The following is a 24,333-nucleotide window of genomic DNA, read 5'->3' as shown; positions in this document are numbered from 1 at the left end:
CTCGGTGGCACCTCCGTCAGACTGCGTCTGACGCGCTGTCGACGTACCGTCGACACCTCCGAGGGGAGCGCTGGGAGAGAGACGTGTTTCATTACCGGGGAATCGACGCGTTTCGAGGTTAAGGGTGTCGCTCGCGCGGCCGAGAGAGGAGGTGAGAAGAATCGCGGAGGCGCCGCTAGCGAGGAGAGAGGACGAACGGACGAGGACGCGATGTCCGCGCGTTAGAACTGGTCGACGACGGCGTCGATGACGGCGTCGATGACGGCGTCGCGTGCGCCCGAGAGGAACTCGATGCGGTTCTCGCGGACGCCGACTGCGGTCACGCCGCCCTCGGGGACGGCGTCGCGGGCGGCCTCCGCGGCGGTGCGCACGTCGATGTCGTCCGTCGAACGGACGAACAGTTCGTCCATGGCGGCGGCGACGGTGACGTACCGGTCGCCCTCGCGGTTGCGACGGTGGAGTTCGTCCACGAGGAGCGACGTCGGCGGGAAGTCGTAGCGGTGCGTGTAGGAGTCGGCGTCGAGGACGGCGACGGTGACGCCCTCCACGTCGCGCGTCTCCAGGTTCGCCTGCGCCGTCTCGACTTCGTCGTCGAGTTTGATGCGGAACTGCTCGGCGATGTGGCCGGCGAGTCCGTCGCTGTCGACGGCCTCACCCTCGGTCCGTTGTGCGCCGGGCGCGACGCCGTCCTCGAACAGGAGGTCGGTGACGAGTTCGCGCTTGTCCTCGTAGGACTGGTAGTACGCTTCGAGGGCGACGGCCTCGCGGAGTTCGCGGACCCGTTCGGCGTCGAAGCCGGCCTCCTCGGCCAGTTCGACGTACGACTCGGGCGCGTCCTCCCAGTAACTCACCGCGGGCAGGTGCGCGAGGTCGTCGGCCACCTCGTCGTTGACGGTCGCCGCGAGGTTCGCGCCGAGTGCGCCCGTCGAGAGGTCGTGCGCGTCCGCGCCGGCCAGACCGGGGTTGACGAGGACTTCCGCCTCTTCCGCGACTTCCTCGTCGGCGTCGGCCGCCTCGACCACGACGCGTTCCGCGTCGTAGACGCCGAGAAGACCGAGGCCGTCGAGCGATTCGGTGGTGCCGCCGGTCCCGACGAGCAGAACGAGGGGGAGTTTCTCGTCGTGGCGGTCGCGGTCCTGCAGCATCCGGGTCACGTCGTTCGTCGCGGCGTCCATGCCGTAGACGGACTCGTCGAGGGGACGGCGGACGAAGTAGTGGTACTGCGCGTCGTCCCGCGCGTGTTCGTCCCGGATGAGGGGGAGGACGGCGCGTTCGACCGCGGCGCCGGCGACGTAGCCGTCGGCGGTGGCGGCGTGGCGGACGACGATGGGGCGCGACTGCAGGACGGCGCGGCGGACGGTCTCCGCGGCGTCGAGGAGTTGCTCGGAGACGGCGTCCACGGGGTCGTGCGCCGCGAGGGGGGTCACGTCGTCGGGGCGGGCCTTCGCGGAGAGGGCGTCGTCGAGACGCTGTTCGACCTCGTCGGCCTCCTCGCCCGAGAGGACGGTGAGGTCCTCGGTTTCGACCTGCAGTTCGCCGCGGCGGCGTTCGACTTCGCCGACGAGTCGGACGACGTCGCCCTCGCCCGCATCGGGGTAGGCGCGGACGCCCGCCTCGACGAAGGCGGCGCAGTCGACGGTGCCCGTCTCGTCGCGCACCTCGAAGATGGTCGGTCCGCCGGTCTGCCGAGCGCTCGCGATGGTGCCCTCGACGGTGACGGTGTCGCCGACGCGGTCAGAGAGGAAGTCGATGCCGACGCGTTCGGGGGGCTCCTCGGAGTCGGAGTCGGAGTCGGAGTCAGAGTCAGAGTCAGACCCGGAGTCCGAGACCTGCTCCGCGGACCGGCCGGGCGTCTCGGCGGGTTCGTCGGACGCCGCCGCGGACTCGGACGCCTCCACGGACGAGGAGTCGGAGTCGGACGCCGACTCGTCGTCCTCGGCGGAGGCGGACGCGGACGCGGAGACGGTTTCGTCGGCGTCCGTCGTCTCGTCTTCGCCGTTCTGCGTGCGTGAGGAGGAGGTGGACGAGGAGGACATCCCCTTCGGCTTCGTCTTCACCGGGCCGTCGTCGTCGTCGGTGGAGGTTATCTCCTCGCCGTCGGCGTCGCCGTTCGGGTCGTGAACGCGCGCGCCGCGGAACTCTCGTTCGCGCTGGCGGATGGACCATCCGAGGTCGATGTTACCGTTGTCTCGGATGTTCTTCACCTGAACGAACACCGTGTCGCCGGATTCCCAATCGAGGCTCTCGAGTCTGCGGTCGAGTTCGCTCCGGTGGAGGAGGCCGGTGACGCCGGGAGAGAGGTCGACGAACACACCGAATTCGGCGAAGCCGTCGACGGTACCCTTGTAGTACCGCCCGGGAGTGAGTTGCTGTGGGGAGTCGCCCCTGAAATCGAACCACACGTCTTCTTCGTGCGTTATCCAATCCATTGAGTGCTACAAAAGTCCGCGGCCTAAAACGATTGTCGAAACATCTGCGAAAACTACGCCCTCGTACCGAGGCGCGACCGATTTTCCCGAACCCCCCGTATTTTGCCGGTAAGAGCGTCATACGGGCGACATCTCCGTCCGCGAGCGTCGGCGTTTCGGCGCGAAATGGCTTCTTCGGCGTACTTTCAGCCGTCAGAGAACTCCGGCCGTCCGAAGGAGCGCTTCGAGTGCGCCGAACCCGCCGAACCCGTACCCGAAGACGAGTGCCGCGGGGAGGGCCGCGGCGGCGGCCGCCCGGGGGAGCGTCGTCCCGTGAACCTCGGCGATGCCGACGACGAGCAACGCCGCGCCGTAGGCGGTACAGGCGACTCGGAGTCCAGTGACGGGGAGTCCGGCGACGACGCACGGGGCGGCCGCGTAGGCGAGAACCTGCACCGTCTCGCTGACGCCGCCGCGGTCCCGCACGAGGGCGATGAGAAGCACCGTCTGTAGCGCGGCGGTCAGGTGGAGGACGGCGGGCGCGACGAGGAGGGCGACGAACGCGAGGCCGACGAACGCCGAGACGGCCGGGCCGCCGCCGAGGGCGGGGAGTCTGCCGGGGACGAACGCGAACAGGCCGGCGGCGTACGCGACGGCGACGGCGACGGCGAAGACGAGGCCGGGGGCTTGGTCGCCCGGCGCGACGCCGTTCCGGAAGAACCGCCGGGGCCGAACGAGCACTTCGACCCACGCCCGCGCGACACCGCGCGGTCCGCGTTCGCGCCCGCCCTCCGGGTTCTGAACCCACGTGGTCACGTCGTCGGACTATTCGCGTCGGAACGTATGACAGTTCCGACACCGCGCCTCGTAGGACTCCTCGGCGCCGACCATGTAGGTAGGTTCGTCGGCGTGGGCCGGTTCGCCGTCGATGAGTCGCTGATTCCGCGTCGCGGGTTCGCCGCAGACGGTACAGATGGCCTGTAACTTGTCCACGTACTCCGCCACCGCCATCAGTTGCGGCAGGGGTTCGAACGGTTCGCCGCGGTACGTCTGGTCGGTGCCGGAGACGAGGACGCGCCGGCCGTCGTCCGCGAGGTACTCGCAGAGTTCGACGAGTTCGTTCGAGAAGAAGTTCGCCTCGTCTATCGCCACGACTTCCTCGCCGTTGAGGGCGTCTAAGGCGTCCCAGACGCCGTCGCCCTCGGCGGGTACGACCGTCGCCTCCCACCGGCGGCCGACGTGCGACCCGACGATGGTCTCGCCGTACCGGTCGTCGAGTTCGGGCTTGAACGCCGCGACGTCCTGCCCCGCGATTTCGGCCCGCCGCAGACGGCGGAGCAGTTCCTCCGTCTTCCCCGAGAACATCGACCCCGAGATGACCTCTATCCACCCGCTGTTCGTGATGGCGTGCATATCTCTGTCGGGCGTGAAGGAAGGTCAAAACGATTGTCTCTTGGCGTCGGCGTTCGAGGATGCGTGCCGCGCGCCGCGTTCCCGCTTCTCGGCCGCGCTACTTCCCTTCGGCCCCCACGTTCTCCTCGCTCTCGAACGTCGCCGGGTCGGGTTCGATGTCGGCGAACCCGACCGTCCGCCGCCCGAGGACCGCGAGTCGTTCGTCGATGGAGTCGTTCGCGAGTTCGGTGTCGTCGAACTGCGAGGAGGCGTTCGGCACCGCCGCTTGGTGCGGGAGCACCCACGCGTTCAGCGACCGACACACCGACCGGAGGTGTTCGAGGGCCGTCACGGGGAACGACCCGCCCGCGACGGCGACGAGTCCGACCGTCTTGCCGTCGAACTCCTCGAATCCGCAGTAGTCGAGCGCGTTCTTCAGGACGCCCGAGTACGACCCGTGGTACATCGGCGTCCCGAGGACGACGGCGTCCGCCTCCCGGATCCGCCGCACCACCGCCGCGCTGTCGCCCTGTTCCTCCCTGTCGGCGTTCATCGGCGGCAGGTCGTACTCGCGCAAATCGAGCAGTTCGCCCGTCGCGTCCACCTCGCCGACCGCCTCCAAGACGCGTTCCAACGAGAGGCGGGTGTAACTTCGCTCGCGCAGGCTTCCGCAGACGGCGACGACGTGGGTGTCCGTCATGGGCGTGCCGACGGACGGGAGGGACATAACGTCTGGCGGGGGAGGCGGCGTCCGAACCGGGCGTCCCCGACAGTCCGGGGGTTGCGTCTCCGCTTCGACCCAGTCGGAGTCAGCCAGAGCGTCCCGTCGGGGATCTCATCGGAGGACGACGGCGGGACCGTGAACTTATCCGGTTCGATGTTCTTTACCGCCGATATGAGTAACCGGGCAGGTGACTCCGGGTCGGAGTTTTGGGGAGACCGAGACGACGGAGACGCCTGTAAACGCTATCAGACGCTCGTGAACGCGGTCGACGACGGAATCTACCAACTGAACACCGAGGGCGACGTCGTCGCGGTCAACGATTTCATCGTCGAACTGACGGGGTACGAACGCGAGGAACTACTCGGCGAACACGTCTCGGTCCTCTTCGACGGGTGGGACGAGTCGGGTATCGAAGACGAAATCGACCGGCTCCGAGCGAACTCCGCCGAACGAGGCCCCCTCCTCGAACTCGCCCTGCGGACCGCCGACGGCGGACGGGTCCCCTGCGAGGTGCGGATGAGCGCGCTCGAATCCGGCGGCGCTCTGGAGGGAACCGTCGGCATCGTCCGCGAACTCGCCGACCGCCGGGGGGACAAGACGGGCGAGACGGGCGAGTGTGAGATGAACCGCGAGCGCATGGTCGAAGCGCTCGGGGCCGCGCGCGAGGGGATCAGCCTGCTCGACGGCGACGGCGAGTTCGTCTACGTGAACGCCGCCTACGCCGAGACGTTCGGATACGACTCCGAGGAGATGATCGGCGAACACTGGAACGAACTCGGCATTGAGGCCGACCCGGCGCGGTTCGAGAGGGAGATTCTGCCGACCATCTTGGAGGAAGACCAGTGGACCGGGACGACGACCTGCGTCCGGAGCGACGGGAGTACGTTCCGCAGTCAGCATTCGCTCGTCTCGACGGGGGACGGCGAACTCATCTGTCTCATCCGAGACGTCACCGAACGGAAGGAGCGCGAGCGTCAACTCGAGAGGTCGGAGCATCGGTACCGAACGCTCGCGAGGCACTTCCCGAACGGTTTCGTGACGCTGTTCGACCACGACTTGACGTACACGCTGGCGGCGGGCCGGGGGTTCGACAGGGTTCCCGTCGAACCCGGAGCGGTCGAAGGGCACCGGTTCGGCGAACTGTGGGACGATGCCGCCGCCGACGTGCTCGAACCCCTGTTCCGAGGGGCCCTCGACGGCGAGGAGGGGTCGGCCGAGGTCAGCTACGCGGGCCGCGAGTGGGTCGTCCACGCCGTCCCCATCACCGACGAACGCGGCGACGTCTTCGCGGGCATGACGATGACCCAGGACATCACCGAACGCAAGGAGCGCGAACGCGAACTCGACGAGACGGTACACGAGTTACGCGAGAGCGAGGAGCGGTTGAAACTCGCCCTCGAAGCCGGGGAGATGGGGATGTGGGAGCTCGACCTTCGGACCGGCACCGCGCCCGTCCGGTCGCCGCAGCACGACCGTATCTTCGGCTACGAGGAACCGCTCGACGACTGGGACTTCGAGACGTTCCTCGACCACGTCCACGCGGACGACCGGGAGCGAGTGGTGCGGACCTTCGAGGAGGCCCACGAGACGGGCGAGTGGGTGTTCGAGTGCCGAATCGTCCGCGCCGACGGCGAGCGACGGTGGATCTCCGTCCACGGGGAGTTCTACTACGGCGGCGACGAAGCGGTCCGCGTCGTGGGGGTCGTTCAGGACGTCACCGAACGGAAGCGACGCGAGCAGTACCTGCGCGACGCGAAGTCGCAACTGGAAGCCGCCGCGGAGGCCGGTGCGGTCGGCACGTGGGAGTGGCACGTCCCCGAGGACAAGTTCGTAACCAACGCGTCCCTCGCGCGGACGTTCGGCATCGACCCCGAGGCGGCGCGGGAGGGCGTGTCGCTCGACCGCCTCCTCTCGTCCGTCTACGAGGCCGACCGAGAGCGCGTCGAACGGGAGATAGAGAGCGCCGTCGAGGCCTGCGGCGAGTACGAGGCGGAGTACCGCGTCCGGAACGCCGACGACGAGCTTCGGTGGGTCGTCGCGCGCGGCCACGTCGAGTGCGACGAGGACGGCAACCCGGTCATGTTCCCCGGCGCACTCACCGACATCACCGAGCGCAAAGCGGCCCAGCGCAGGACCGAGGAGTCCGAACGGCGCTACCGGGCGCTCGTGGAGAACTTCCCGAACGGCGCGGTGGGGCTGTTCGACGAGGACTTCCGGTACACCGCCGTCGGCGGGCAACTCATGGAGGAGGTCGGAGTTCCGAAGGAGGAGCGAATCGGGCGCAGCGTCTACGAGATATACCCGGACGAACTCCTCGACGAGATCAGACCGCACTTCCGAGCCGCGCTCGACGGCGAGATGAACTCGTTCGAGACCGAGTTCCACGGCCGACACCTCTTCGCGCACACCCTGCCCGTCAGAAACGTCGACGACGAGGTGAACGCGGGGATGCTCGTCGTCCAGGACGTCACCGAACGCCGGGAGGCCGAACGGGGACTCCGCGAGAGCGAGGCGAAGTTCAGGATGCTGGCCGAGAACCTGGACGAGATCGTCTGGATGGCGACCGCAGACGCCGAGGAGTTCGTCTACCTCAACCCCGCGTTCGAGGAGGTGTGGGGAATCGACAGGCAGACCCTGTACGACGAACCGCTGTCGTTCCTCGACGCCGTCCACCCCGACGACCGCGACCGCGTCCGAGAGGGGTTCGCCGCCCTCCCGGAGACCGACTTCGACGAGGAGTACCGGGTCGTCCGACCCGACGGCGAGGTCAGGTGGGTCCACGCCCGGGGAGCCAGCGTGCACGACGAGAGCGGGGAGCTGTCCCGCATCGTGGGCATCGGCGAGGACGTCACGGAGCGAGTCGAACGCGAACGCGAACTCGAACGGAGCGAGCGTCGCTACCGGACGGTCGTCGAGAACTTCCCGAACGGCGCCGTGGGCCTCGTCGACGAGGAGATGCGGTACGTGACCATCGGCGGGAGCCCCCTCACCGAGTCCGACCTGACGGCCGAGGACCTCGAAGGGCGGCCGGTTCGGGAGGTGCTATCGCCGGCGTTGGCCGAGCATCTCACGCCGCGGTACCGGGCGGCGCTCGACGGCGAGGCGAACACCTTCGAGTACGCGCACCGGGACGGCGACAGGCACACCGAGTTCCGCACGTTCCCCGTCCGGGACGACGACGGCACCGTCTTCGGCGCGATGGGGATGTCTCAGGACATCACCGAACAGGTCGAACGCGAGGCGGAACTCGAACGGGCGCTCGATCTGCTCGGGCGGACCGAGCAGATAGCGGACGTCGGCGGCTGGGAGATAGACCCCAAGACGGAGGACGTGTTCTGGACCGACCACATCTTCTCGCTGTTGGAGGTGGACGCCGACGAGGAACCGCCGCTGGGGGAGGCCCTCGACATGTACCACGAGGAGGACCAGCCCGCAGTCGAGGACGCCGTCGAGGAGGCGTTAGCCACCGGCGAACCGTTCGATCTCGAAGTTCGGCTCCGGACGGCGGCCAGCGGCGAGGTGCGCTGGCTACGGCTTCAGGGCGTCCCGCAGACGGCCGACGGCGACGTCGTCTCCCTCCGCGGGGCGGCCCAGGACGTCACCGAGCGCAAACAGCGCGAGCAGCGACTCGAAGAGCTGATCGAACGGCTGGAGGAGTCCAACGAGCGCTTAGAGCAGTTCGCCTACGCCGCCTCCCACGACCTCCAAGAGCCCCTCCGGATGGTGTCGAGCTACCTCCGACTCGTAGAGCGACGGTACGGCGACGAACTCGACGAGGACGGCCGGGAATTCGTCGAGTTCGCCGTCGACGGCGCCGACCGGATGCGCGAGATGGTCGACGGGTTGCTCCAGTACTCGCGCGTCGACTCCCGCGGAAACCCCTTCGAGTCGGTCGAACTGGAGCGCGTTCTCGCGGACGTTCGCGACGACCTGCAGGTCCGAATCGAGGAGACCGACGCCGAGATTACCGCCGAGGAGTTACCCCGCGTCGAGGGTGACCGCGGGCAGTTACGCCAGGTGTTTCAGAACCTGCTGGACAACGCCGTCGAGTACAGCGGCGACGAACCGCCGCGGGTGCACGTCTCGGCCGAACGGAACGGTGACCGGTGGGAAGTCTCGGTCACGGACGAGGGCATCGGCATCGCCCCCGAGGACGCCGACCGGGTGTTCGAGGTGTTCCAGAGCCTCCACGCCCCCGACGAGCACTCCGGGACGGGCATCGGTCTCGCCCTCTCGGAGCGCATCGTCGAGCGACACGGCGGCGAGATATGGGTGGACTCGGAACCCGGCGAGGGAGCGACGTTCACGTTCACGCTGCCCGCCGACGGTGAGCGCGAACGCTGATTCGACCCGAGCGTCTCGCTCCGTCCCTCACCGACGGAGGCGTACGACCGCCTCGCCATCGCGTTCCTCGACTTCGACCAGTCCGTCGTCGGCTAAATCCGCCGCGAGTTCGCGGAGCCACTCCCGACCGTACTCCCCGCCGTAGTCGACCCGAATCCGCGGCCCCAGCGCGTCTAACGTCAGTTCGTCGTACTCGCCGAGCGTTCGGACGACGCGCCCCCGGAACTGCCGCCGACTCCCCTCGAAACTCGGCTGTTCGGGCACGTCCGGCGCGGTGAAGTCGCCCGTCTCGTAGGCGTGGCACCACCGCCGCCACGGACACCCCGACTCGTCGCACGTCGGCGTCTTCCCGCAGGCGACGCCGCCGAGTTCCATTATCGCGTTGTTCCAGACGCGGGACTCGCCCGCGGGCATGAGGAACGACGCGACTCGCTCGAACGCCGCGTCGTCGTCCGGAACGTCGAACGCGCGGTGGAGGACGCGCTTCACGTTCGTGTCCACCACCGCGTCGCCGTTGTTGAACGCGAACGAGGCGACGGCGTTGGCGGTGTAGGGGCCGACGCCCATGAGTTCGGAGAGCTCCTCGGGCGTCTCGGGGAACTCGCCGCCGTAGTCGTCGCGGACCTGTCGGGCGGCCTCGTGGAGGTACTTCGCGCGGTTGTTGTAGCCCAGCGAGTGGTTCGTCCAGAAGGCGACCACATCGCTCCGGTCGGCGGCCGCCAGGTCCGAGACGGTCGGCCACCGGTCGAGGAAGTCCTCCCACGCGGAGACGACGCGGCCCAACTGCGTCTGTTGGCTCATCACCTCGGAGACGAGAATCTCGTAGGGGTCCTCCGTCCGCCGCCACGGGAACTCGCGGTGGTCCGCCTCGTACCACTCGACGAGCGCCTCGCGGACGGCGTCCGCGTCCTCGGGGAGGGCGGGGGCGTCGGCTTCGACCGCCTCGGAGACGTCGTCGGGCGAGGCCTGACTGCTCGACGAGGAACCCTCGTCAACGTCGTCGGTCATCGTCGGTTCGTGGGTGCGAGGCGGTTTATCCCCCTCGATTCGCCCGTCGGCGCGGCGTCCGACCGCCGGGTCGTCGGACGCGAGGCGAAAACGGTATCCGCCGACCGGCCCTCGGGCCGCGACATGGGACTCGACGAACTCACCGCCGACGTGGAGACGGCGTTCAAGGAGATAGACGACGAGGAGGCCGTCGGACTCGACCGGGAGACGCGGCACGAACTGGCGATGCTCGCGGCCGTCTTCGACACCGACGACACCGACGAACTCGTCCGCCGGGCGGTCCACCTCCTGTTTCAGACCACCGTGGACCGCGGCACCCTCGATTTCCACCTCCGGCAGGGGTACGACGTGACGTACGACGAGTACCTCTCGGGCATGACGTACGACGAGATGACCGGCCAGAACCAGTACCCGCAACGCGACGACGAACGCCGCTACCAGATGTAGACGCCGACTCCGCGGACTCCGGAGGGTTTTATCCGAGAGCGACGTACGGTACGGACATGGACACCGCGGAAGTCGAACGTCTCATCGAGGAGGGTATCGAGGACGCCGAGGCGACGGTGACGTTGCCCCGCGCGCCCGACGAGGAACACGAGGACGCCCACTTCGCCGCCGTCGTCGTCTCGCCGGCGTTCGAGGGAAAGAGCCTCGTGCAACAGCACCAGATGGTGTACGACGCCGTCGGCGACGCGATGACGACGGATATCCACGCCTTGGAGATGAAGACGTTCACGCCCGAAGAGTACGAGGGGCGCGAACGCTAGCTCAGAGTCGCGGTTCGGTCTCTTCGAGCTCGTCGAGCGACCGGTTCTTCAGCGTGCGGCCGCTTTCGGTGTCGAAGAGGTGAATCGCCGACTCGGGGAAGCGCGCGACGACGGACTGGCCGCCCTCCATCGAGCGCATCCCGGTTATCGTCGCGACGAAATCGGTCACGTTGCCGGACTGCGTCTGGTCGCCCACCGAGGTTCCCTCGGTGACGCCGCCGGACGCGAACGAAAGGTAGACGTTGTTCTCGTTGCCCATCGGTTCGACCACGTCCACGAGCGTCTCGAAGTCGTGGTCGCCCGAGGCCGACCCCGAATCGAGGAGTTCGACGTCCTCGGGTCGGACTCCGAGGGTGACGCGCGTCGAGTCGCCGACGGCGTCCAGCGTCCCCTGCGAGAGGGGGTACTCGAACTCGTCCGCGACGAGGCTGTCGCCCCGCAGTTCCGTCTCGAAGAAGTTCATCGACGGTTCGCCGATGAACCCCGCGACGAACAGGTTCGCGGGTTGGTGGTACGCCTCCAACGGCGTCGCCACCTGCTGGAGCACCCCGTCGTTGAGGATGGCGATTCGGTCGCCCATCGTCATCGCCTCCGTCTGGTCGTGCGTGACGTAGACGGTGGTGACGTCCAGATCCTCCTGCAGACGCTGGAGCTCCGTCCGCATCTGCGAGCGGAGTTTCGCGTCGAGGTTCGAGAGCGGTTCGTCCATCAGGAACACCTTCGGGTCGCGGACGATGGCGCGCCCGAGGGCGACTCGCTGCTGTTGCCCGCCGGACAGTTCGCCGGGCTTGCGGTCCAAGAGCGGCGAGATACCGAGCATCTCGCCCGTCTCCGTGACGAGCGACTCGATTTCGTCGTCCGACTTCTCCGTGGACTCTTCGAGCCCGAAGCTCATGTTCTGGCGGACGGTCATGTGCGGGTACAGCGCGTACGACTGGAACACCATCGCGATGTCCCGTTCCCGCGGCGGCCGCCCGTTGATGACCTGGCCGTCGAGGCGAATCTCGCCGCTCGACACCGTCTCTAACCCCGCGATCATGCGGAGAGTAGTCGATTTACCACACCCCGATGGGCCGACGAGGACGAGGAACTCACCGTCGTCGATGTCGACGGAGACGCCGTCAACCGCGACGATGTCCTCCCCGCCGTCGTCGAACACCTTCGTTACGTTGTCTAATACGAGTTCTGACATTATGTGTTACCTGCGACACCTTCTGCGAACTGTTCTCCGAACAGGACGTACACCAGAAGCGTCGGAAGCGCCGCGACGAACGCGGCGGCCATCTGGACGTTGTACTGTTGGACCATCGACCCCTGCAGTTTGTTCAGGGCGATGGTCGCGACTTCGTTGCTCGGCGACGATACGAGGACGAGTGCGAACAGGAAGTCGTTCCACACCTGCGTGAACTGGTAGATGAGGACCACCGCGAACATCGGCTTCGACAGCGGGAGGATGATGCGGCGGTAGATGCGCGTGAACGTCGCGCCGTCTATCCGCGCCGCCTCCAGCATCGAGTCGTCGAAGCCGGAGTAGTAGGACCGGAACAGGATGGTGCAGATGGGAATCCCGTAGGCGGTGTGGGTGACGACGAGTTGGATGAGACCGACACGCGTGCTGAGGAACGGCACCCCCGCGAGGATGTCCCTGAGGCCCACGATGCTCCAGAACCGGGTCAGCGGAACCAACACGGACTGGTAGGGGACGAACATCCCCGCGACGAACAGCATCAGCACGCCGGCCTGTCCGCGCCACTTGAGGTTGGTGAGGCCGTACGCCGCGACGGACCCGATGAACCCCGACAGCACCGTCGCCGGGACGGCGACGAACATGCTGTTGTACATCGCGCCGGAGAAGTTCGTCAGCGGTCCCTGCAGGCGCGCCCACGCTTGGAACCACGGGTCGAGGGTGAACCCCTCACCGAGGGGCGGGGCGAACGGCGTCGTCGAGAAGAACGCGTCCTGCGTCTTGATGGCGGTCATGAGACCGCTCTCCAACGGCGCGAGGTAGAACGCCGCCATCGCGAGGAGGACGGCGTACAGCACCGCCTTCGACGCGGCGACGGACCGGACGCTGTCGCGGACGCTCATAGGTCACCCCGCTTGTACTGCACGTACAGGTACGGTCCGATGACGACCAGCGCCAACCCGAACAGGACGGTGGCTATCGCCGCGCCGTACGCCCAGTTCGAGTTGCTGAACGCCTGTCTGAACATCATCGTCGCGAGGATGTCGGCCGCCGGGCCGGGCGTGTCGCCGAACATGACGTACAGGAAGTCGAACGCCTTGAGCGCGAACACCATCAGCACGACGGCGGCGCTCATCGTCGAGGCCCGCAGTTGCGGGATGATGACGCGCCAGTACATCCGCACAGTCGATGCACCGTCGATGCGGGCCGCCTCGAACTGGTCGGTCGGGATGGCGCGCAGACCGGCGAGGTAGACGACCATGCAGTAGCCGCTGAACTGCCACATCAGCGCGAAGATGACCGCCCCGAGTTTGGTCTGCGGGTTGCTTATCCACGCCGTCGTGAGGAAGTCGAGTCCGATTCCCCTGAGGACGACGTTGACGAGGCCTATCTCGGGGTTGTACATCCACGCCCAGAAGATGGCCGTCACGACGAACGAGAGGCTCATCGGGAGGAGATAGATGGTTCGGAGCGTGTTCTCGAACCGTATCCCCCGGTCGATGAGGATGGCGATGAGCAGGCCGACGACGAGCGAGACGACCGTAAACACCACGAGCAACACGACGGTGTTCCGCGCGGCCGCCACGAACGACGGGTCGCTGAGCATCCGCGCGTACATCGAAACGTCGAGGTTGCCGTAGTCGGGCGACCCGAAGCCCTCCCACTCCGTGAGTGAGATGATGGCGTTCCAGCCGATGGCTCCGTAGACGAACAGGCCCATCAGAAGCGCGGGCGGCAGCCAGAACGGAAGCGACCGGACGAACTCGCTATCGCGCCACGACCGGTCGGACTGGGTGGCTGTCGCACCCGCCGCGGACGATTCGGTCACGGTTCCGCCGTCGGTTCGCACGCTGCTCTCGTCGCTGTCGTCCCCCCACCGGTTGCTCACGAGTCGTCGAAATAGTGAGTTGGACATTTTGTTGTGAGCCGTCCTCTACTTAGAGAACGCGTTCACGAGGCCGTTGTACGCGGAGTCAACCTTCCACTGCCCGTTGAAGCTGGCGAACACCTCGTCGATGTTGCCGTGGACTTCGGGCGTGACGGCCGTGCCGTGAGCGATGGTCGGCGGTTGCGATTCGGAGTTCTTGAAGTCCTTAATCTGCGACTGCAGGAACGGACCGAACGGGTCCGTCGGCACGTCGGTCCGCGGCGGGATGGAGCCCTTGACGGGGTTGAAGCGCTTCTGGGCGTCCACGGACCCGCAGTACTGGAGGAACTTCCGCGTCGTCTCCGGCGACGGGTTGTTCTTCGGGAAGACGAACGAGTCCGTCACGACGGAGTACATCCCCTTCGTGCCGGGGAACGGAACCATGTTCCAGCCGGACTCGTACTCGAAGCCCTCCGCGGACTGGTACTGGCCCGCGGCCCAGTCGCCCTGGTGGATGAACGCCGCGTTGCCGTTGACGACCTTACTGTTCGCCTGGTCCCACGCAATGGACCCGGCGTCGTCGTTGAAGTATTGGCTGTAGTCCTTCAGCGTCTGCAGGGATTCCCTGACGGCGTCTTCGTGCTGGGAGACCTTGCCCTGCGTGAGCGAGTTGTAGGCCTCTACGCCGTTGTAGCCGAGGAAGATGTTCTCCCACAGCTGGACGGACGACCACGGGGACTGCGTCTGGTGGGCCATCGGCACCGCGTCCGTGTTCTCGGAGACCTTCTTGAGGGCGTTCGTGAGCGCTCCGGGGTCGGAGATGCTCGACGGGTCCACGCCCGCCTCTTTGAGGACGGAGACGTTGTAGAACAGGTTGTTCAGGCGGTGGATGTTGATGGGAACCGCGACGTAGTTGCCGCCGGGTTTCGAGAGGTTCTGCACGCCCTGTCGGTAGGCGCTGCGCATGTCCTCGGACCACACCGAGTCGCTGATGTCGCGGAGTACGTCGCCGTCGACGTACTCGGTCAGCGCCTTCCCGGGCCAAATCTGGAAGGTGCTCGGGGGGTTCTGGTTGAGGACGCGGTTCTTGATGACCGTGTCCAGCGCCGAACCCGCACCGCCGGGCGCGGGGTTGTTGTTGACGGTCGCGTCGGGGTGCTTCTCTTTGAAGCCTTCGAGGAGGGCGTTGAGGGCGTCCTGTTCGCCCCCCGCCGTCCACCAGTGGACGATTTCGAGGGCGTTACCGCTGCCGCCCTGCGTGCTCTCGCCCCCGGTCGTCTGTTCGCCGCCGTCGGTGCTCCCGCCCGAGTCGGTCTGAGTGGAGCCTTCGTTGCCGCCGCCCGCACACCCGGCAACGATCCCTGTCGCGCCTGCGACACCGCTTAACTTGAGGTACGTCCGACGGGAGACGCCGCCGTCCGTATCGTGATTTTCCTTCATAATCGTTCCTCTGTATGAGTTTCACTCTACCATTCTGCACGATTAACTTAAAGATTTCTACTAGTTTACTTATTTGTGAGTCAGTTTTTAGTTCCGCATCGAAGAAGGGAATATTGCGGGCGTAGAGCCGGTTTTACGGCACATTTAGGTTCGTTCGCCCAGCGAGGTCACAGCCGAGTAATGCTTCGTCCCATTATAAATCCTCGTACAGTTTTAACAGCCGGGCGTCGGATCCGTGAGGAGACAGTTCACCGCATCTCGGATTCCGCGTCGCCGGGGCGACTCGGACGCGGTCCGTACCCTGACGATAGATTCGTATCAATGGGTTTTACGCGCCCGCCCGTCGTGCCCCCGGACATGAGCGACGACGACTATCGCATCGAGCGGGACAGTCTCGGCGAGATGGAAGTGCCTGCGGACGCCTACTGGGGCGCGCAGACCCAGCGTGCGGTGGAGAACTTCCCCATATCCGGAATCACGTTCGGGCGGCGGTTCGTCCGCGCACTCGGCGTGGTGAAGAAGGCCGCCGCGCAGGCGAACCGCGACTTGGGACTCGTCGAGGACGACGTCGCCGACGCTATCGTGGAGGCGGCCGACGAGGTCATCGCCGGGAAACACGACGACGAGTTCCCGGTGGACGTGTTCCAGACGGGGTCGGGCACCTCCTCGAACATGAACGCGAACGAGGTCATCGCCAACCGCGCCGCCGAAATCATGGGCGAGGGCATCGGCGACCGGGTCGTCCACCCGAACGACCACGTCAACTACGGGCAGTCCTCGAACGACGTGATTCCGACGGCGATGCACGTCGCCGCCCTCGAAGCGGTCGTGAAGGACCTCGTGCCCGCGTTGGAGACCCTCCGCGACGCCCTCGCGGAGAAGGAAGCGGAGTTCGACGGGGTCGTCAAGACCGGCCGGACTCACCTGCAGGACGCCACCCCCGTCCGCCTCGGGCAGGAGTTCGGCGGCTACCGGACGCAGGTCGAGAAGGGCATCGAACGCGCCGAGAACGTCCAACCGCACCTCTCGGAGTTGGCACTCGGCGGCACCGCCGTCGGGACGGGCCTCAACACCCACCCCGAGTTCCCCGAGAAGGCCGCCGAGTACATGTCCGAGGAGACGGGCGTCGAGTTCCGCGAGGCCGACGACCACTTCGAGGCGCAGGCGGCCCACGACGCCATGAGCGAGGCCCACGGCGCGCTTCGGACCATCGCGGGCTCTCTGAACAAGATAGCGAACGACCTCCGACTGCTCGCCTCGGGGCCGCGCAACGGCCTCGGCGAGATAGAACAGCCCGAGAACCAGCCCGGGTCGTCCATCATGCCGGGTAAGATAAACCCCGTCGTCGCCGAGGCGGTCAACCAGGTCCACAAGCAGGTGGTCGGCAACGACGCCGCCGTCGCCGCCGGGGCCGCCGAGGGACAGATCGACCTCAACCTCTACAAGCCTGTCCTCGCGCACAACTTCCTGCAGTCGGCGGAACTGCTCTCGAACTCCGCGGAGGTGTTCGCCGAACGGTTCGTCGCCAAACTGGAGGCGAACGAGGAGCACTGCGAGACGCAGGTCGAACAGAGCATGGCGCTGGCGACGGCGCTCAACCCCGCCATCGGCTACGACAAGGCGTCGAAGGTGGCCAAGAAGGCGCTCGCGGAGGACAAGACGGTCCGGGAAGTCGCCGTCGAGGAGGGCTACCTCACCGAGGAGGAGGCCGACGAAGTGCTCGACCCCGAGAGGATGACCCACCGCGGCATCCTCGGCGACGACTGAACGACGGACCGCGCCTCGTCGCACCCGTCCGTTCGACCGGGTGTCGCCCCTCGGTCACCAGGCGATCGCCGGCCGGCGGTACGACGACCCTCCTTTCTCGAACCGAATCCGAGAGTTCGTCGGCGAGCGAATGTCCGGGAGAGAGAATCAGTCACACATCCGGCGAAGAACCGATATTTTCAAGATACGATCACTCAAAATTGGAATCATGCCGAGCCTTCAATACCGGCGGGAGAGCGGCCGAGACATGCTCGAATGTCGAAGCTGCGGAGCCACGTTCCCCGAGGGGCGAGCGACGAACGACGGATGGCACTTCGAGTGCCCCGAGTGCGACGAGGGCCGAGGTATCGGCCAAGGGTTGCGGCGCGTCTGAGGCGTCGGCCGGCGACCCGGAACCGAACGACACGGCTCGCACGATTTCGCCCCTCCCCCCACGGTGCGACGGTCCGTCGGAACTCCCGTCGGAACCGTCCCGCCGACCCTCCCGCGCGGCCCGCGTCGCGGACTGAATCCTTTTTTACTCCCCGCACTCGCAGTTGGCACCAATGAGCGAGTACGACTACGAGAGTTTGGGGCTCGTCGCGGGGTTGGAGATACACCAGCAGCTCGACACCGAGACGAAGTTGTTCTGCGAGTGTCCGACGGAGATTCGCGAACCCTCGGAGTCCGAGCGACGGTTCACGCGCTTTCTCCACCCGACGAAGAGCGAACTGGGCGAACTCGACGAGGCCGCCCTCGAAGAGAGCCGCGTCGAACGCGAGTTCGAGTACCTCGCGTACGACACGACCTGTCTGGTCGAGGAGGACGAGGAACCGCCGCACCGCCTCGACGAGGAGGCGCGCGAGGTGGTCCTCCAGATAGCCTCGCTCCTGGACATGGAGACGGTGGACCAAGCCCACGTCATGCGGAAGCTCGTCATCGACGGGTCGAACACCTCCGGCTTCCAGCGAACGTCGCTCGTCGCGCAGGACGGCCAGATATCCACGAGCGACGGCCCCGTCGGCGTCGAGGACCTGATGCTCGAAGAGGAGTCCGCCCAGCGAGTCGAGGAGACCGACGAGGGCGTCGTCTACTCGCTCGACCGCCTCGGCATCCCCCTCGTCGAAATCGGCACGCGACCCGACATCTCCTCGCCCGAACAGGCGCGCGAGGCGGCCGAGACCATCGGGATGCTCCTCCGTTCGACCGGGACGGTCAAGCGCGGACTCGGCACCATCCGGCAGGACGTGAACGTCTCCATCGAAGACGGCGCGCGCGTCGAAATCAAGGGCGTGCAGGCGCTGGACCAGATAGACGAGATAGTCCGCCTCGAAGTCGGCCGGCAGGTCGAACTGCTGGACATCCGCGACGAACTCCGGTCGCGGGACGCCTCCGTCGGCGAGACGACGGACGTGACCGACGTCTTCGAGGACACTGAAAGCGGCGTCGTCGGCGGCGCGGTGAACTCCGGCGGGAAGGTCACGGCGGTGCCCCTCTACGGCTTCGACGGACTCGTCGGCCGCGAGATTCAGCCGGACCGCCGCCTCGGCACCGAGTTCTCCGACCACGCCAAGCGCCACGGCGCGGGCGGCATCTTCCACACGGACGAACTCCCCGCCTACGGCGTCACCGAGGAGGAAGTCGCGGCCCTGAAGGACGCGGTGGGCGCGGGCGACGACGACGCGGTGGCCATCGTCGCCGCCGACGCCGAGACGGCCGAACTCGCCATCGAGGCCGTGGCCGAACGCGCGGAGACGGCGCTCGACGGCGTGCCCGAGGAGACGCGCGGCGCGAACGAGGACGGCACGACGCGCTACCTCCGTCCCCTCCCGGGCGCAGCGCGGATGTACCCCGAGACGGACGTGCCGCCGGTCGAACTCGACGAGAGCGAGGTGGAGACGCCGGAACTGCTCACCGAGAAGGTCGAACGCTACCAGTCCGAGTTCGGTCTCGGGCCGGGACTCGCGGAACAGGTCGCCTACGGCCGGCGGATGCCCCTGTTCGAGCGGGCGGTTTCGGAGGGCATCGACGCGACGTTCGCGGCCGGACTGCTGGAGTCCACGATGACGGAACTGCGGCGCGACGACGTCCCCGTCGAGAACGTCACCGAGGACCACCTGCTGGACGTGATGCGCCTCGTCGAGGACGACGAACTCGCGAAGGAGGGCGTCAACGACGTGCTCGAAACGATCGCCGAGGACCCGACGCTCACCGCCGAGGAAGCCGTCGAGGAGGCCGGGCTCTCCGGCGTCTCCGAGGACGAGGTCCGCGAGGCCGTCTCCGGCGTCGTCGAGCGAAACGAGGGACAGGTGAAAGAGGAGGGAATGGGCGCGTTCTCCGCCCTCATGGGCGAGGCGATGGGCGCGCTTCGCGGCCGCGCCGACGGTGAAATCGTCAGCGACGTGCTCCGCGAGGAGATTCAAAAGCGCGCCTGACCCGCGCTACTTCTTCGGAATCGTCGCCACGAACTCGTTCGGACCGACCCGCTCTACCTCGTACGCGTCCGGGTCGGACTCCGGCACCTCGGCCTCCATCTGGTAGTACAGCGGTTTCGGGTCATGGTCGTTGACGAGGGTGAGACGCTCGCCGCCGTCGAGGCCCTCGAACGTCTCGAAAATCTTCGGGTGTCGCTCCGGCGGGGGAACGTCGCGCAAGTCGAGTTTTCGCTCAGTCATGCGGTCGGACGTTCCGCGCCGGCCGGGGTGTCGATTACCCCGAATATGTTCACGCGGGCGTGATTTCGACGTGCCACTCGTCGGGCGCGACTTCCGTCGTCTCGGAGTGGAAGCCGCGGCGTTCTAAGACGGCGTACAGCGGTTCGGGTTCGAAACTGTTCACCAACAGGAGCGTCTCCCGTTCGCCGAGTTCGTCGAGGGCGGCCGCAACGTGAGAGAACGGTTCGCCGTCTATCTCTCTGGCGTCGAGGTTCGGACGGCGGCGTCTGCGGCGTCTGCCGCGTCGGTGGCGTCGGACATGGCCGGACGTCGGACGACGACGGTATTGGGTGTTCTCCCGATGGTGTTCGCTACCGCACCTCCACCTCGACGCGGCCGGAGTCGGCGCGCGAGCGCAACCGTTCGACCCGGTCCTCCGTTCGGGGGTGCGTCGAGAACAGGTCGCGCAGGGTGCGTTCCTCCTCGGACTCGACTTCGCCGTACACCCACAGGGGCGACAGCAGGCCGAACCGCGGTTCGGCGGTGCGCTCTATCTTTCGGAGGGCGCGGGCGAGCGCCAACGGCCGTCCGGTCACCTCCGCGGCCCTGTCGTCGGCGGCGAACTCCCGCCGCCGCGAGTGCGCGCGCGCGAGAAGCGTGATGCCGACCATGAGCACGGACACCGCCTCCTCGATGCGCGCCTTGAGGCGGCCCGGGAGCGTCCGCGGCCACGACCGGGGGTCGCCCCGAACCCACGCCGCCGCGAGGGCGAGTCCCGTCACGAGGAAGACGGGCGGCGCGACGAGGAGCGAGACGAGTCCGACCGCCGTCTGGAGCGTCGTGAACGTCAACGTCTGCACGAGGCTGTCTTTGCTCTCCAGGTGCGCGAGTTCGTGCGCCAGCAGTCCCTCGAACTCCTCGCGGTCCAGCAGTCGGAACAGGGCGGCGTCGAGGACGACGGTGTCGCGGCCCGCGGTGTCGAGTGCGAACGCGTTGGGGACGGGGAGTCGCGTCACCAGAATCCGGGGCGTATCGACGGACATCTCGGCCGCGAGGCGGTCTGAGATGCCGTAGACGCCCGGATACCGACTCCGCGGGAGTTCGCGCGCGTCGAGGCGCGAGAGGAGGCGGCGCGTGCCGAAGCGGAGGCTCGCGTACCCGAAGAGGACGGCCGTCGCGCCGACGACGAGTCCGGCCGTCACCGGGTCGGGGCGCAACCGCCAGAGGGTGACGAGGAGGACGTAACTCCCGTACGAGAGCAGCGAGTAGAACGCCAAAATGGAGACGCCCACCAACAGCATCAGCGGGCGGAGTCGCCGGGGTGGACGGTGGCTCATACTCGCTCGGTAGGGTCGGGACGCGCAAAACGGTTACCGAGAGATACCGCAGTCGGTCGATTTTCTCCGTATCCGGCGTCGTCGTCCGTCACCCGCACGTACTTGCCGGCGGCGGACGACGTGCCTGGCATGACGACGTTCTTCGAGGACTTCTCCGTCGGCGACGAGGAGGAGTTCGGCGAGTACGACGTGACGGAGGACGAGATTCTGGCGTTCGCGGAGAAGTATGACCCGCAGTGGTTCCACACCGACCCCGAACGGGCGGCGGAGGAGTCGATGTACGGCGGCCTCATCGCCAGCGGGTGGCACACCACCGCGATGACGATGCGGATGCTCGTCGAGGAGTTCCTCTCGGAGTCGGCGTCGCTGGGCGCGAAGGGCGTGGACGAACTCCGCTGGCGGCGGCCCGTCAGACCGGGCGATACGCTCTCGGTTCGGACGGAAGTGCTGGAGAAAGTCGAGGAGACGCCGAGTCGCGGACTCGTCCGCGTGCGGATTACGACCTCGAACGGGGACGGCGAGGACGTCTGTTCGATGGTGGCGCTGACGATGTTCGCCCGGCGCGACGGGAGCGGAGAGGGCGACGAGAACGGAGAAAACGGAGCGGACGGCGAGGAGTGACGCGCGGGCGGTTCGGGAACGCGGATCCGACGCTCAGTCGTCGTCCGGGCGCGGTTCGGCGTTCGCTCCGGCGTCCGCCGTCGCGTCGGCGGCGTCCGAGTCGTCCGGGGAGGCGCGTTCGCCGAGATGGCGGTTCGCCCGGCGGAAGATGCCGATGAGGGTGTGTACCTCCCGTTCGGTCGGGTGGGCGCGGCCGAGGAGGCGGCGCATCATCCGCATCGTCTTCGGGCGCTTGTGGTCGCGGTGTTCCACGGAGTCGAGGAAGTCAGAGAAGAAGTCGTAGAACCGGTCGATGTCCGCCTCGTCGGCGCGTTCGCGTTCCACGTCGGGCAGTTGCGTCTCCTCGACGGTGAGGCTCCGGAGTTCGTACATGAGCACCGTCGCGGCCTGTCCGAGGTTCAAGACGGGGTACTCCGAACTCGCGGGGATGGAGCACACCTCGTCGAGTCGGGCCAGTTCCTCGTTGTTGAGGCCCTTCCCCTCCCGCCCGAAGACGAGCGCCGTCCTCGTCTCGACGGTTTCGAGGCTCTCGCGCACCTCGACGGGCGTCTTGTACGGGAAGCGGACGTGTCGGCGACTGTCCTCGTTCGTTATCGCCGTCGTGCCGATGGTGTGGTAGTTCTCGACGACTTCCTCGAAGGTCACCTCCTCGGCGTTCGGGAGGACGTCCTCGCGGGCGTGGCCGGCGAAGCCGTACGCCTCGCTGTCGCGGTCCATCTCCGGCGGGTTCACGAGTTTGAGGTCCGTGAGCCCGAAGTTCTTCATCGCGCGCGCGATGGTTCCGATGTTACCGGGCGTCTTCGGTTCGACGACGACGACGACGGGTTTGTGTTGGCGCGGCGGCATCTACTTCGTCGGGTACTCCTGGTCGAAGTCGATGTCGGAGTCGTCTAACTCCTCGACCGAGTCGTCCTCGTCCGTCTCCTCGCCGGGTTCCTCGTAGGTGACGGTTCCCGTCTTGAGGTTGATGCGCTTTCGCTTCCCGCCGTAGTTCTCGTTGAGTCGGCGGTTCAGTTCCTCGGGGTCCGGCGGCGACGGGAGTTCGCTCGGGTCCGTCTCGACGTGTTCGAGGCCGCCGTACCCCTCGGGGGCGCGGCCGCCGTCGGCGAACCACTCGTGGAACTCGTCGCGGAACTCCTCGGCGCCGCGGAACTCGCGGCCCCCCGCCTCGCGGTACCAGTAGAGGAAGTCCGCCTCGTGGTCGTCGCAGAGGAGTACCTCCTCCATCGGTTCGCCGTAGACGATGGCGGCCTGATTGCAGCGACGCTTCTCCTCCTCGCCGTGGACGAGATAGCAGGCGTCGCACGGTTTCCCCATGAGGTAGCTGAGGCGGATGAGTCGCCGCCGCACGTCCTCGGGAACCTCGTCGAGCGGTTTGAACTCCTCGCCCTCGGTGAACACCTCGGACTCCTCGAAGCGCCACCCGCGGAGTCCGATGCTGACCTTCGCCATGGACCGAACGTAACCGACGGACGGATAAAAAGAGCGTGACTTCCCCGCCTTGACGCGTTCGAGACGCCCCTCGCCGAGGCTTCGCGGTTCCCGGCCCGGCGGCCCGCGGAGCGACCGGGACCGTGCGGACTATGTAACCGCCGTCCTTCCGCCCGGGTATGCAGAACGTCGACGCGGCCGGACTCGGCATCGGCGACGACTACCCGCCCCGAATCATGGGCGTCCTGAACGTCTCCGAGGAGTCGCCGTACGACCCGAGCGTGTTCAACGACGCGGGCGAGGCCGCCGAGTACGTCGACGCCGAACTCGTCGCCGAGGGTGCGGACATCGTGGACGTGGGCCTCGAATCCGCGAACAAGCGGTTCGAGGTGCTGTCCGCCGAGGAGGAACTCGAACGACTCGACACGGCCCTCGACGTCGTAGAGAGCGTCTCCGGCGACGCCGTCTTCTCCATCGAGACGCGCTACCACGAAGTCGCGGAAGAAGCCCTCTCGCGGGGGTTCGACATGGTGAACGACATCTGCGGGTTCGCCGACCCGGAGATGCCGCGCGTCTGCGAGGAGTTCGACGCCGCGGTTGCGAAGATGGCGAGTCCGCCGGACCTCGAACGCCCGGGGGCCGTCGAGGACGTGGACGACATCTACGAGGCGTTGACGATGAACGGCCTCACGGACAAGACCATCGTGGACCCCGCCTTCGGCGGGTGGTCCGAGGGAAAGACGCTCGAAGACGACCGGGAGGCGTTCCGCCGCCTCCGGGAGTTCCGCGGACTCGACCGGCCGATTCTCGTCTCCATCAACCGGAAGAACTTCCTCCGGGAGTTCGCCGGGCGTTCGACCGAGGAGGCGTTGCCGGTGTCGCTGGCGGCCACGTCGATGGCCGTCGAACGCGGCGCGCACGTGATCCGGACCCACGACGTCCGGGAGACGCGCGACGCCGCCCTCATCGGCGAGGCGTTCGCCCGCGAGAGGGTGCGCGTCGGCGGCGACGTCGAAGTCGAGGAACTGGACGCGACGACGCCCCGAGAGGTCGAACGCCACCTCGAACGCCTCGGCGTCGAGGACGACATGGCGGGCGACGCCGTCGTCAGGGTCTTCGAACTCGACGGCCTCTCCGCCGCCGACGAACGGACCGTGGCCGCGGCGGCGTCCGACGGCGGCGCGACGTTCGTCCGCGGGAGCGACGGCGGCGCACTCCTGTTCGGGACGCCGGACGCCCTGCGGGCGACGCGCGCGGCGGCGGACTCGCCCTCGGACGCGGCGGATGCCGCACTCGACGCCGTCGTCTCGGAGGCGAGGTGAGTATCGTGCCAGAGAGTGCCGCGGAGAACCCCCGACAGACGGGCGTTCGTCCGGGGTACGGAGAGGTAGTTAAGAGAAAACTTATG

At 67.3% G+C, this 24,333-nt stretch carries 22 protein-coding genes; 8 read left to right on the top strand and 14 right to left on the bottom strand.

The window, feature by feature from the left end; genetic code table 11:
• Positions 1-221: 221 nt before the first annotated feature.
• The 4 genes from ACZ522_RS05250 to ACZ522_RS05235 all read right to left on the bottom strand — a co-directional run bounded on the left by ACZ522_RS05250 (position 222) and on the right by ACZ522_RS05235 (position 4,500).
• A complete protein-coding gene (locus ACZ522_RS05250) occupies positions 222-2,429 on the bottom strand; it encodes a DHH family phosphoesterase (RefSeq protein WP_379694350.1) in 2,208 nt (735 codons plus the stop codon).
• A 192-nt stretch (positions 2,430-2,621) separates the two neighbouring features.
• The gene (locus ACZ522_RS05245) at positions 2,622-3,224 is read right to left on the bottom strand and encodes a YIP1 family protein (RefSeq protein WP_379694353.1); all 603 of its coding nucleotides are present in this window, start codon (positions 3,222-3,224) and stop codon (positions 2,622-2,624) included.
• Between the two features lie 9 nt (positions 3,225-3,233).
• Positions 3,234-3,821 (bottom strand): thymidine kinase, encoded by a 588-nt coding sequence (locus tag ACZ522_RS05240; protein WP_379694356.1) that lies wholly within the window; start codon positions 3,819-3,821, stop codon positions 3,234-3,236.
• A gap of 97 nt (positions 3,822-3,918) precedes the next feature.
• Positions 3,919-4,500 carry an NADPH-dependent FMN reductase gene (locus tag ACZ522_RS05235; RefSeq protein WP_379694358.1) on the bottom strand — a complete coding sequence of 194 codons (582 nt, stop codon included), beginning with the start codon at positions 4,498-4,500 and terminating at the stop codon, positions 3,919-3,921.
• A gap of 195 nt (positions 4,501-4,695) precedes the next feature.
• Here ACZ522_RS05235 and ACZ522_RS05230 point away from each other — a divergent pair, with 195 nt between their 5' ends.
• Positions 4,696-8,868 carry a PAS domain-containing sensor histidine kinase gene (locus ACZ522_RS05230; protein WP_379694361.1) on the top strand — a complete coding sequence of 1,391 codons (4,173 nt, stop codon included), beginning with the start codon at positions 4,696-4,698 and terminating at the stop codon, positions 8,866-8,868.
• Between the two features lie 27 nt (positions 8,869-8,895).
• On the opposite strand, the gene ACZ522_RS05225 is transcribed toward ACZ522_RS05230, so the two are convergent.
• Complete coding sequence (locus ACZ522_RS05225) at positions 8,896-9,876, bottom strand: HhH-GPD family protein (protein ID WP_379694364.1); 981 nt, start codon at positions 9,874-9,876, stop codon at positions 8,896-8,898.
• Positions 9,877-9,999: 123 nt separating this feature from the next.
• On the opposite strand from ACZ522_RS05225, the gene ACZ522_RS05220 reads away from it, so the two are divergent.
• Positions 10,000-10,323, top strand: coding sequence for a hypothetical protein (locus ACZ522_RS05220; protein ID WP_379694583.1), 324 nt, complete (start codon positions 10,000-10,002; stop codon positions 10,321-10,323).
• A gap of 56 nt (positions 10,324-10,379) precedes the next feature.
• Positions 10,380-10,643 carry a BolA family protein gene (locus tag ACZ522_RS05215; protein ID WP_379694367.1) on the top strand — a complete coding sequence of 88 codons (264 nt, stop codon included), beginning with the start codon at positions 10,380-10,382 and terminating at the stop codon, positions 10,641-10,643.
• 1 nt (position 10,644) lies between these two features.
• Here ACZ522_RS05215 and ACZ522_RS05210 read toward each other — a convergent pair whose 3' ends face one another.
• Genes ACZ522_RS05210 through ACZ522_RS05195 form a run of 4 tightly spaced genes read right to left on the bottom strand, consistent with a single transcriptional unit; the run spans position 10,645 to position 15,136 of the window.
• Entirely contained in the window at positions 10,645-11,835 is a 1,191-nt protein-coding gene (locus tag ACZ522_RS05210; protein ID WP_379694369.1) for an ABC transporter ATP-binding protein, read from the bottom strand.
• The gene (locus tag ACZ522_RS05205) at positions 11,835-12,731 is read right to left on the bottom strand and encodes a carbohydrate ABC transporter permease (protein WP_379694371.1); all 897 of its coding nucleotides are present in this window, start codon (positions 12,729-12,731) and stop codon (positions 11,835-11,837) included. The genes ACZ522_RS05210 and ACZ522_RS05205 overlap by 1 nt, the downstream gene beginning before the upstream one ends.
• A complete protein-coding gene (locus ACZ522_RS05200; protein WP_379694373.1) occupies positions 12,728-13,744 on the bottom strand; it encodes a carbohydrate ABC transporter permease in 1,017 nt (338 codons plus the stop codon). Before ACZ522_RS05200 ends, ACZ522_RS05205 begins: the two co-directional genes overlap by 4 nt.
• An 18-nt stretch (positions 13,745-13,762) precedes the next feature.
• The gene (locus ACZ522_RS05195; RefSeq protein ID WP_379694375.1) at positions 13,763-15,136 is read right to left on the bottom strand and encodes an extracellular solute-binding protein; all 1,374 of its coding nucleotides are present in this window, start codon (positions 15,134-15,136) and stop codon (positions 13,763-13,765) included.
• A gap of 357 nt (positions 15,137-15,493) precedes the next feature.
• On the opposite strand from ACZ522_RS05195, the gene ACZ522_RS05190 reads away from it, so the two are divergent.
• From ACZ522_RS05190 to gatE, 3 genes are all read left to right on the top strand, one after another.
• A complete protein-coding gene (locus ACZ522_RS05190) occupies positions 15,494-16,903 on the top strand; it encodes a class II fumarate hydratase (RefSeq protein WP_379694378.1) in 1,410 nt (469 codons plus the stop codon).
• 208 nt (positions 16,904-17,111) lie between these two features.
• Positions 17,112-17,276: an HVO_2901 family zinc finger protein gene (locus ACZ522_RS05185; protein ID WP_309473054.1), complete on the top strand. Its 165-nt coding sequence runs from the start codon at positions 17,112-17,114 to the stop codon at positions 17,274-17,276.
• Between the two features lie 172 nt (positions 17,277-17,448).
• Positions 17,449-19,317 (top strand): Glu-tRNA(Gln) amidotransferase subunit GatE, encoded by a 1,869-nt coding sequence (gene gatE, locus ACZ522_RS05180; RefSeq protein WP_379694381.1) that lies wholly within the window; start codon positions 17,449-17,451, stop codon positions 19,315-19,317.
• 6 nt (positions 19,318-19,323) lie between these two features.
• Here the strand turns inward: gatE and ACZ522_RS05175 are convergent, their stop codons facing one another.
• From ACZ522_RS05175 to ACZ522_RS05165, 3 genes are all read right to left on the bottom strand, one after another.
• The gene (locus ACZ522_RS05175) at positions 19,324-19,557 is read right to left on the bottom strand and encodes a DUF2249 domain-containing protein (protein ID WP_379694384.1); all 234 of its coding nucleotides are present in this window, start codon (positions 19,555-19,557) and stop codon (positions 19,324-19,326) included.
• Positions 19,558-19,606: 49 nt separating this feature from the next.
• Positions 19,607-19,792, bottom strand: coding sequence for a DUF2249 domain-containing protein (locus tag ACZ522_RS05170; protein WP_464391814.1), 186 nt, complete (start codon positions 19,790-19,792; stop codon positions 19,607-19,609).
• A gap of 115 nt (positions 19,793-19,907) precedes the next feature.
• A complete protein-coding gene (locus tag ACZ522_RS05165; RefSeq protein ID WP_379694585.1) occupies positions 19,908-20,837 on the bottom strand; it encodes a M48 family metallopeptidase in 930 nt (309 codons plus the stop codon).
• 165 nt (positions 20,838-21,002) lie between these two features.
• Between ACZ522_RS05165 and ACZ522_RS05160 the strand changes: the two genes are divergently transcribed.
• Positions 21,003-21,494 (top strand): MaoC family dehydratase, encoded by a 492-nt coding sequence (locus tag ACZ522_RS05160; protein ID WP_379694386.1) that lies wholly within the window; start codon positions 21,003-21,005, stop codon positions 21,492-21,494.
• A 33-nt stretch (positions 21,495-21,527) separates the two neighbouring features.
• On the opposite strand, the gene ACZ522_RS05155 is transcribed toward ACZ522_RS05160, so the two are convergent.
• A complete protein-coding gene (locus tag ACZ522_RS05155) occupies positions 21,528-22,340 on the bottom strand; it encodes an RNA methyltransferase (protein ID WP_379694389.1) in 813 nt (270 codons plus the stop codon).
• Positions 22,341-22,946 carry a hypothetical protein gene (locus ACZ522_RS05150; protein WP_379694391.1) on the bottom strand — a complete coding sequence of 202 codons (606 nt, stop codon included), beginning with the start codon at positions 22,944-22,946 and terminating at the stop codon, positions 22,341-22,343.
• A 158-nt stretch (positions 22,947-23,104) separates the two neighbouring features.
• On the opposite strand from ACZ522_RS05150, the gene folP reads away from it, so the two are divergent.
• Positions 23,105-24,247 carry a dihydropteroate synthase gene (gene folP / locus ACZ522_RS05145; RefSeq protein WP_379694393.1) on the top strand — a complete coding sequence of 381 codons (1,143 nt, stop codon included), beginning with the start codon at positions 23,105-23,107 and terminating at the stop codon, positions 24,245-24,247.
• Positions 24,248-24,333: the final 86 nt, after the last annotated feature.

The organism is Halopelagius fulvigenes (assembly GCF_055398025.1).
This window is presented reverse-complemented; position numbering and strand designations above follow the sequence as displayed.

What these genes read in the sequence shown, in the direction of transcription:
- ACZ522_RS05250 (WP_379694350.1), bottom strand. Translation starts at nt 2,429, where the DNA reads ATGGATTGGATAACGCACGAAGAAGACGTGTGGTTCGATTTCAGGGGC.
- ACZ522_RS05240 (WP_379694356.1), bottom strand. Translation starts at nt 3,821, where the DNA reads ATGCACGCCATCACGAACAGCGGGTGGATAGAGGTCATCTCGGGGTCG.
- ACZ522_RS05235 (WP_379694358.1), bottom strand. Translation starts at nt 4,500, where the DNA reads ATGACGGACACCCACGTCGTCGCCGTCTGCGGAAGCCTGCGCGAGCGA.
- ACZ522_RS05230 (WP_379694361.1), top strand. Translation starts at nt 4,696, where the DNA reads ATGAGTAACCGGGCAGGTGACTCCGGGTCGGAGTTTTGGGGAGACCGA.
- ACZ522_RS05225 (WP_379694364.1), bottom strand. Translation starts at nt 9,876, where the DNA reads ATGACCGACGACGTTGACGAGGGTTCCTCGTCGAGCAGTCAGGCCTCG.
- ACZ522_RS05220 (WP_379694583.1), top strand. Translation starts at nt 10,000, where the DNA reads ATGGGACTCGACGAACTCACCGCCGACGTGGAGACGGCGTTCAAGGAG.
- ACZ522_RS05215 (WP_379694367.1), top strand. Translation starts at nt 10,380, where the DNA reads ATGGACACCGCGGAAGTCGAACGTCTCATCGAGGAGGGTATCGAGGAC.
- ACZ522_RS05210 (WP_379694369.1), bottom strand. Translation starts at nt 11,835, where the DNA reads ATGTCAGAACTCGTATTAGACAACGTAACGAAGGTGTTCGACGACGGC.
- ACZ522_RS05205 (WP_379694371.1), bottom strand. Translation starts at nt 12,731, where the DNA reads ATGAGCGTCCGCGACAGCGTCCGGTCCGTCGCCGCGTCGAAGGCGGTG.
- ACZ522_RS05200 (WP_379694373.1), bottom strand. Translation starts at nt 13,744, where the DNA reads ATGTCCAACTCACTATTTCGACGACTCGTGAGCAACCGGTGGGGGGAC.
- ACZ522_RS05195 (WP_379694375.1), bottom strand. Translation starts at nt 15,136, where the DNA reads ATGAAGGAAAATCACGATACGGACGGCGGCGTCTCCCGTCGGACGTAC.
- ACZ522_RS05190 (WP_379694378.1), top strand. Translation starts at nt 15,494, where the DNA reads ATGAGCGACGACGACTATCGCATCGAGCGGGACAGTCTCGGCGAGATG.
- ACZ522_RS05185 (WP_309473054.1), top strand. Translation starts at nt 17,112, where the DNA reads ATGCCGAGCCTTCAATACCGGCGGGAGAGCGGCCGAGACATGCTCGAA.
- gatE (WP_379694381.1), top strand. Translation starts at nt 17,449, where the DNA reads ATGAGCGAGTACGACTACGAGAGTTTGGGGCTCGTCGCGGGGTTGGAG.
- ACZ522_RS05175 (WP_379694384.1), bottom strand. Translation starts at nt 19,557, where the DNA reads ATGACTGAGCGAAAACTCGACTTGCGCGACGTTCCCCCGCCGGAGCGA.
- ACZ522_RS05165 (WP_379694585.1), bottom strand. Translation starts at nt 20,837, where the DNA reads ATGCTGTTGGTGGGCGTCTCCATTTTGGCGTTCTACTCGCTGCTCTCG.
- ACZ522_RS05160 (WP_379694386.1), top strand. Translation starts at nt 21,003, where the DNA reads ATGACGACGTTCTTCGAGGACTTCTCCGTCGGCGACGAGGAGGAGTTC.
- ACZ522_RS05155 (WP_379694389.1), bottom strand. Translation starts at nt 22,340, where the DNA reads ATGCCGCCGCGCCAACACAAACCCGTCGTCGTCGTCGTCGAACCGAAG.
- ACZ522_RS05150 (WP_379694391.1), bottom strand. Translation starts at nt 22,946, where the DNA reads ATGGCGAAGGTCAGCATCGGACTCCGCGGGTGGCGCTTCGAGGAGTCC.
- folP (WP_379694393.1), top strand. Translation starts at nt 23,105, where the DNA reads ATGCAGAACGTCGACGCGGCCGGACTCGGCATCGGCGACGACTACCCG.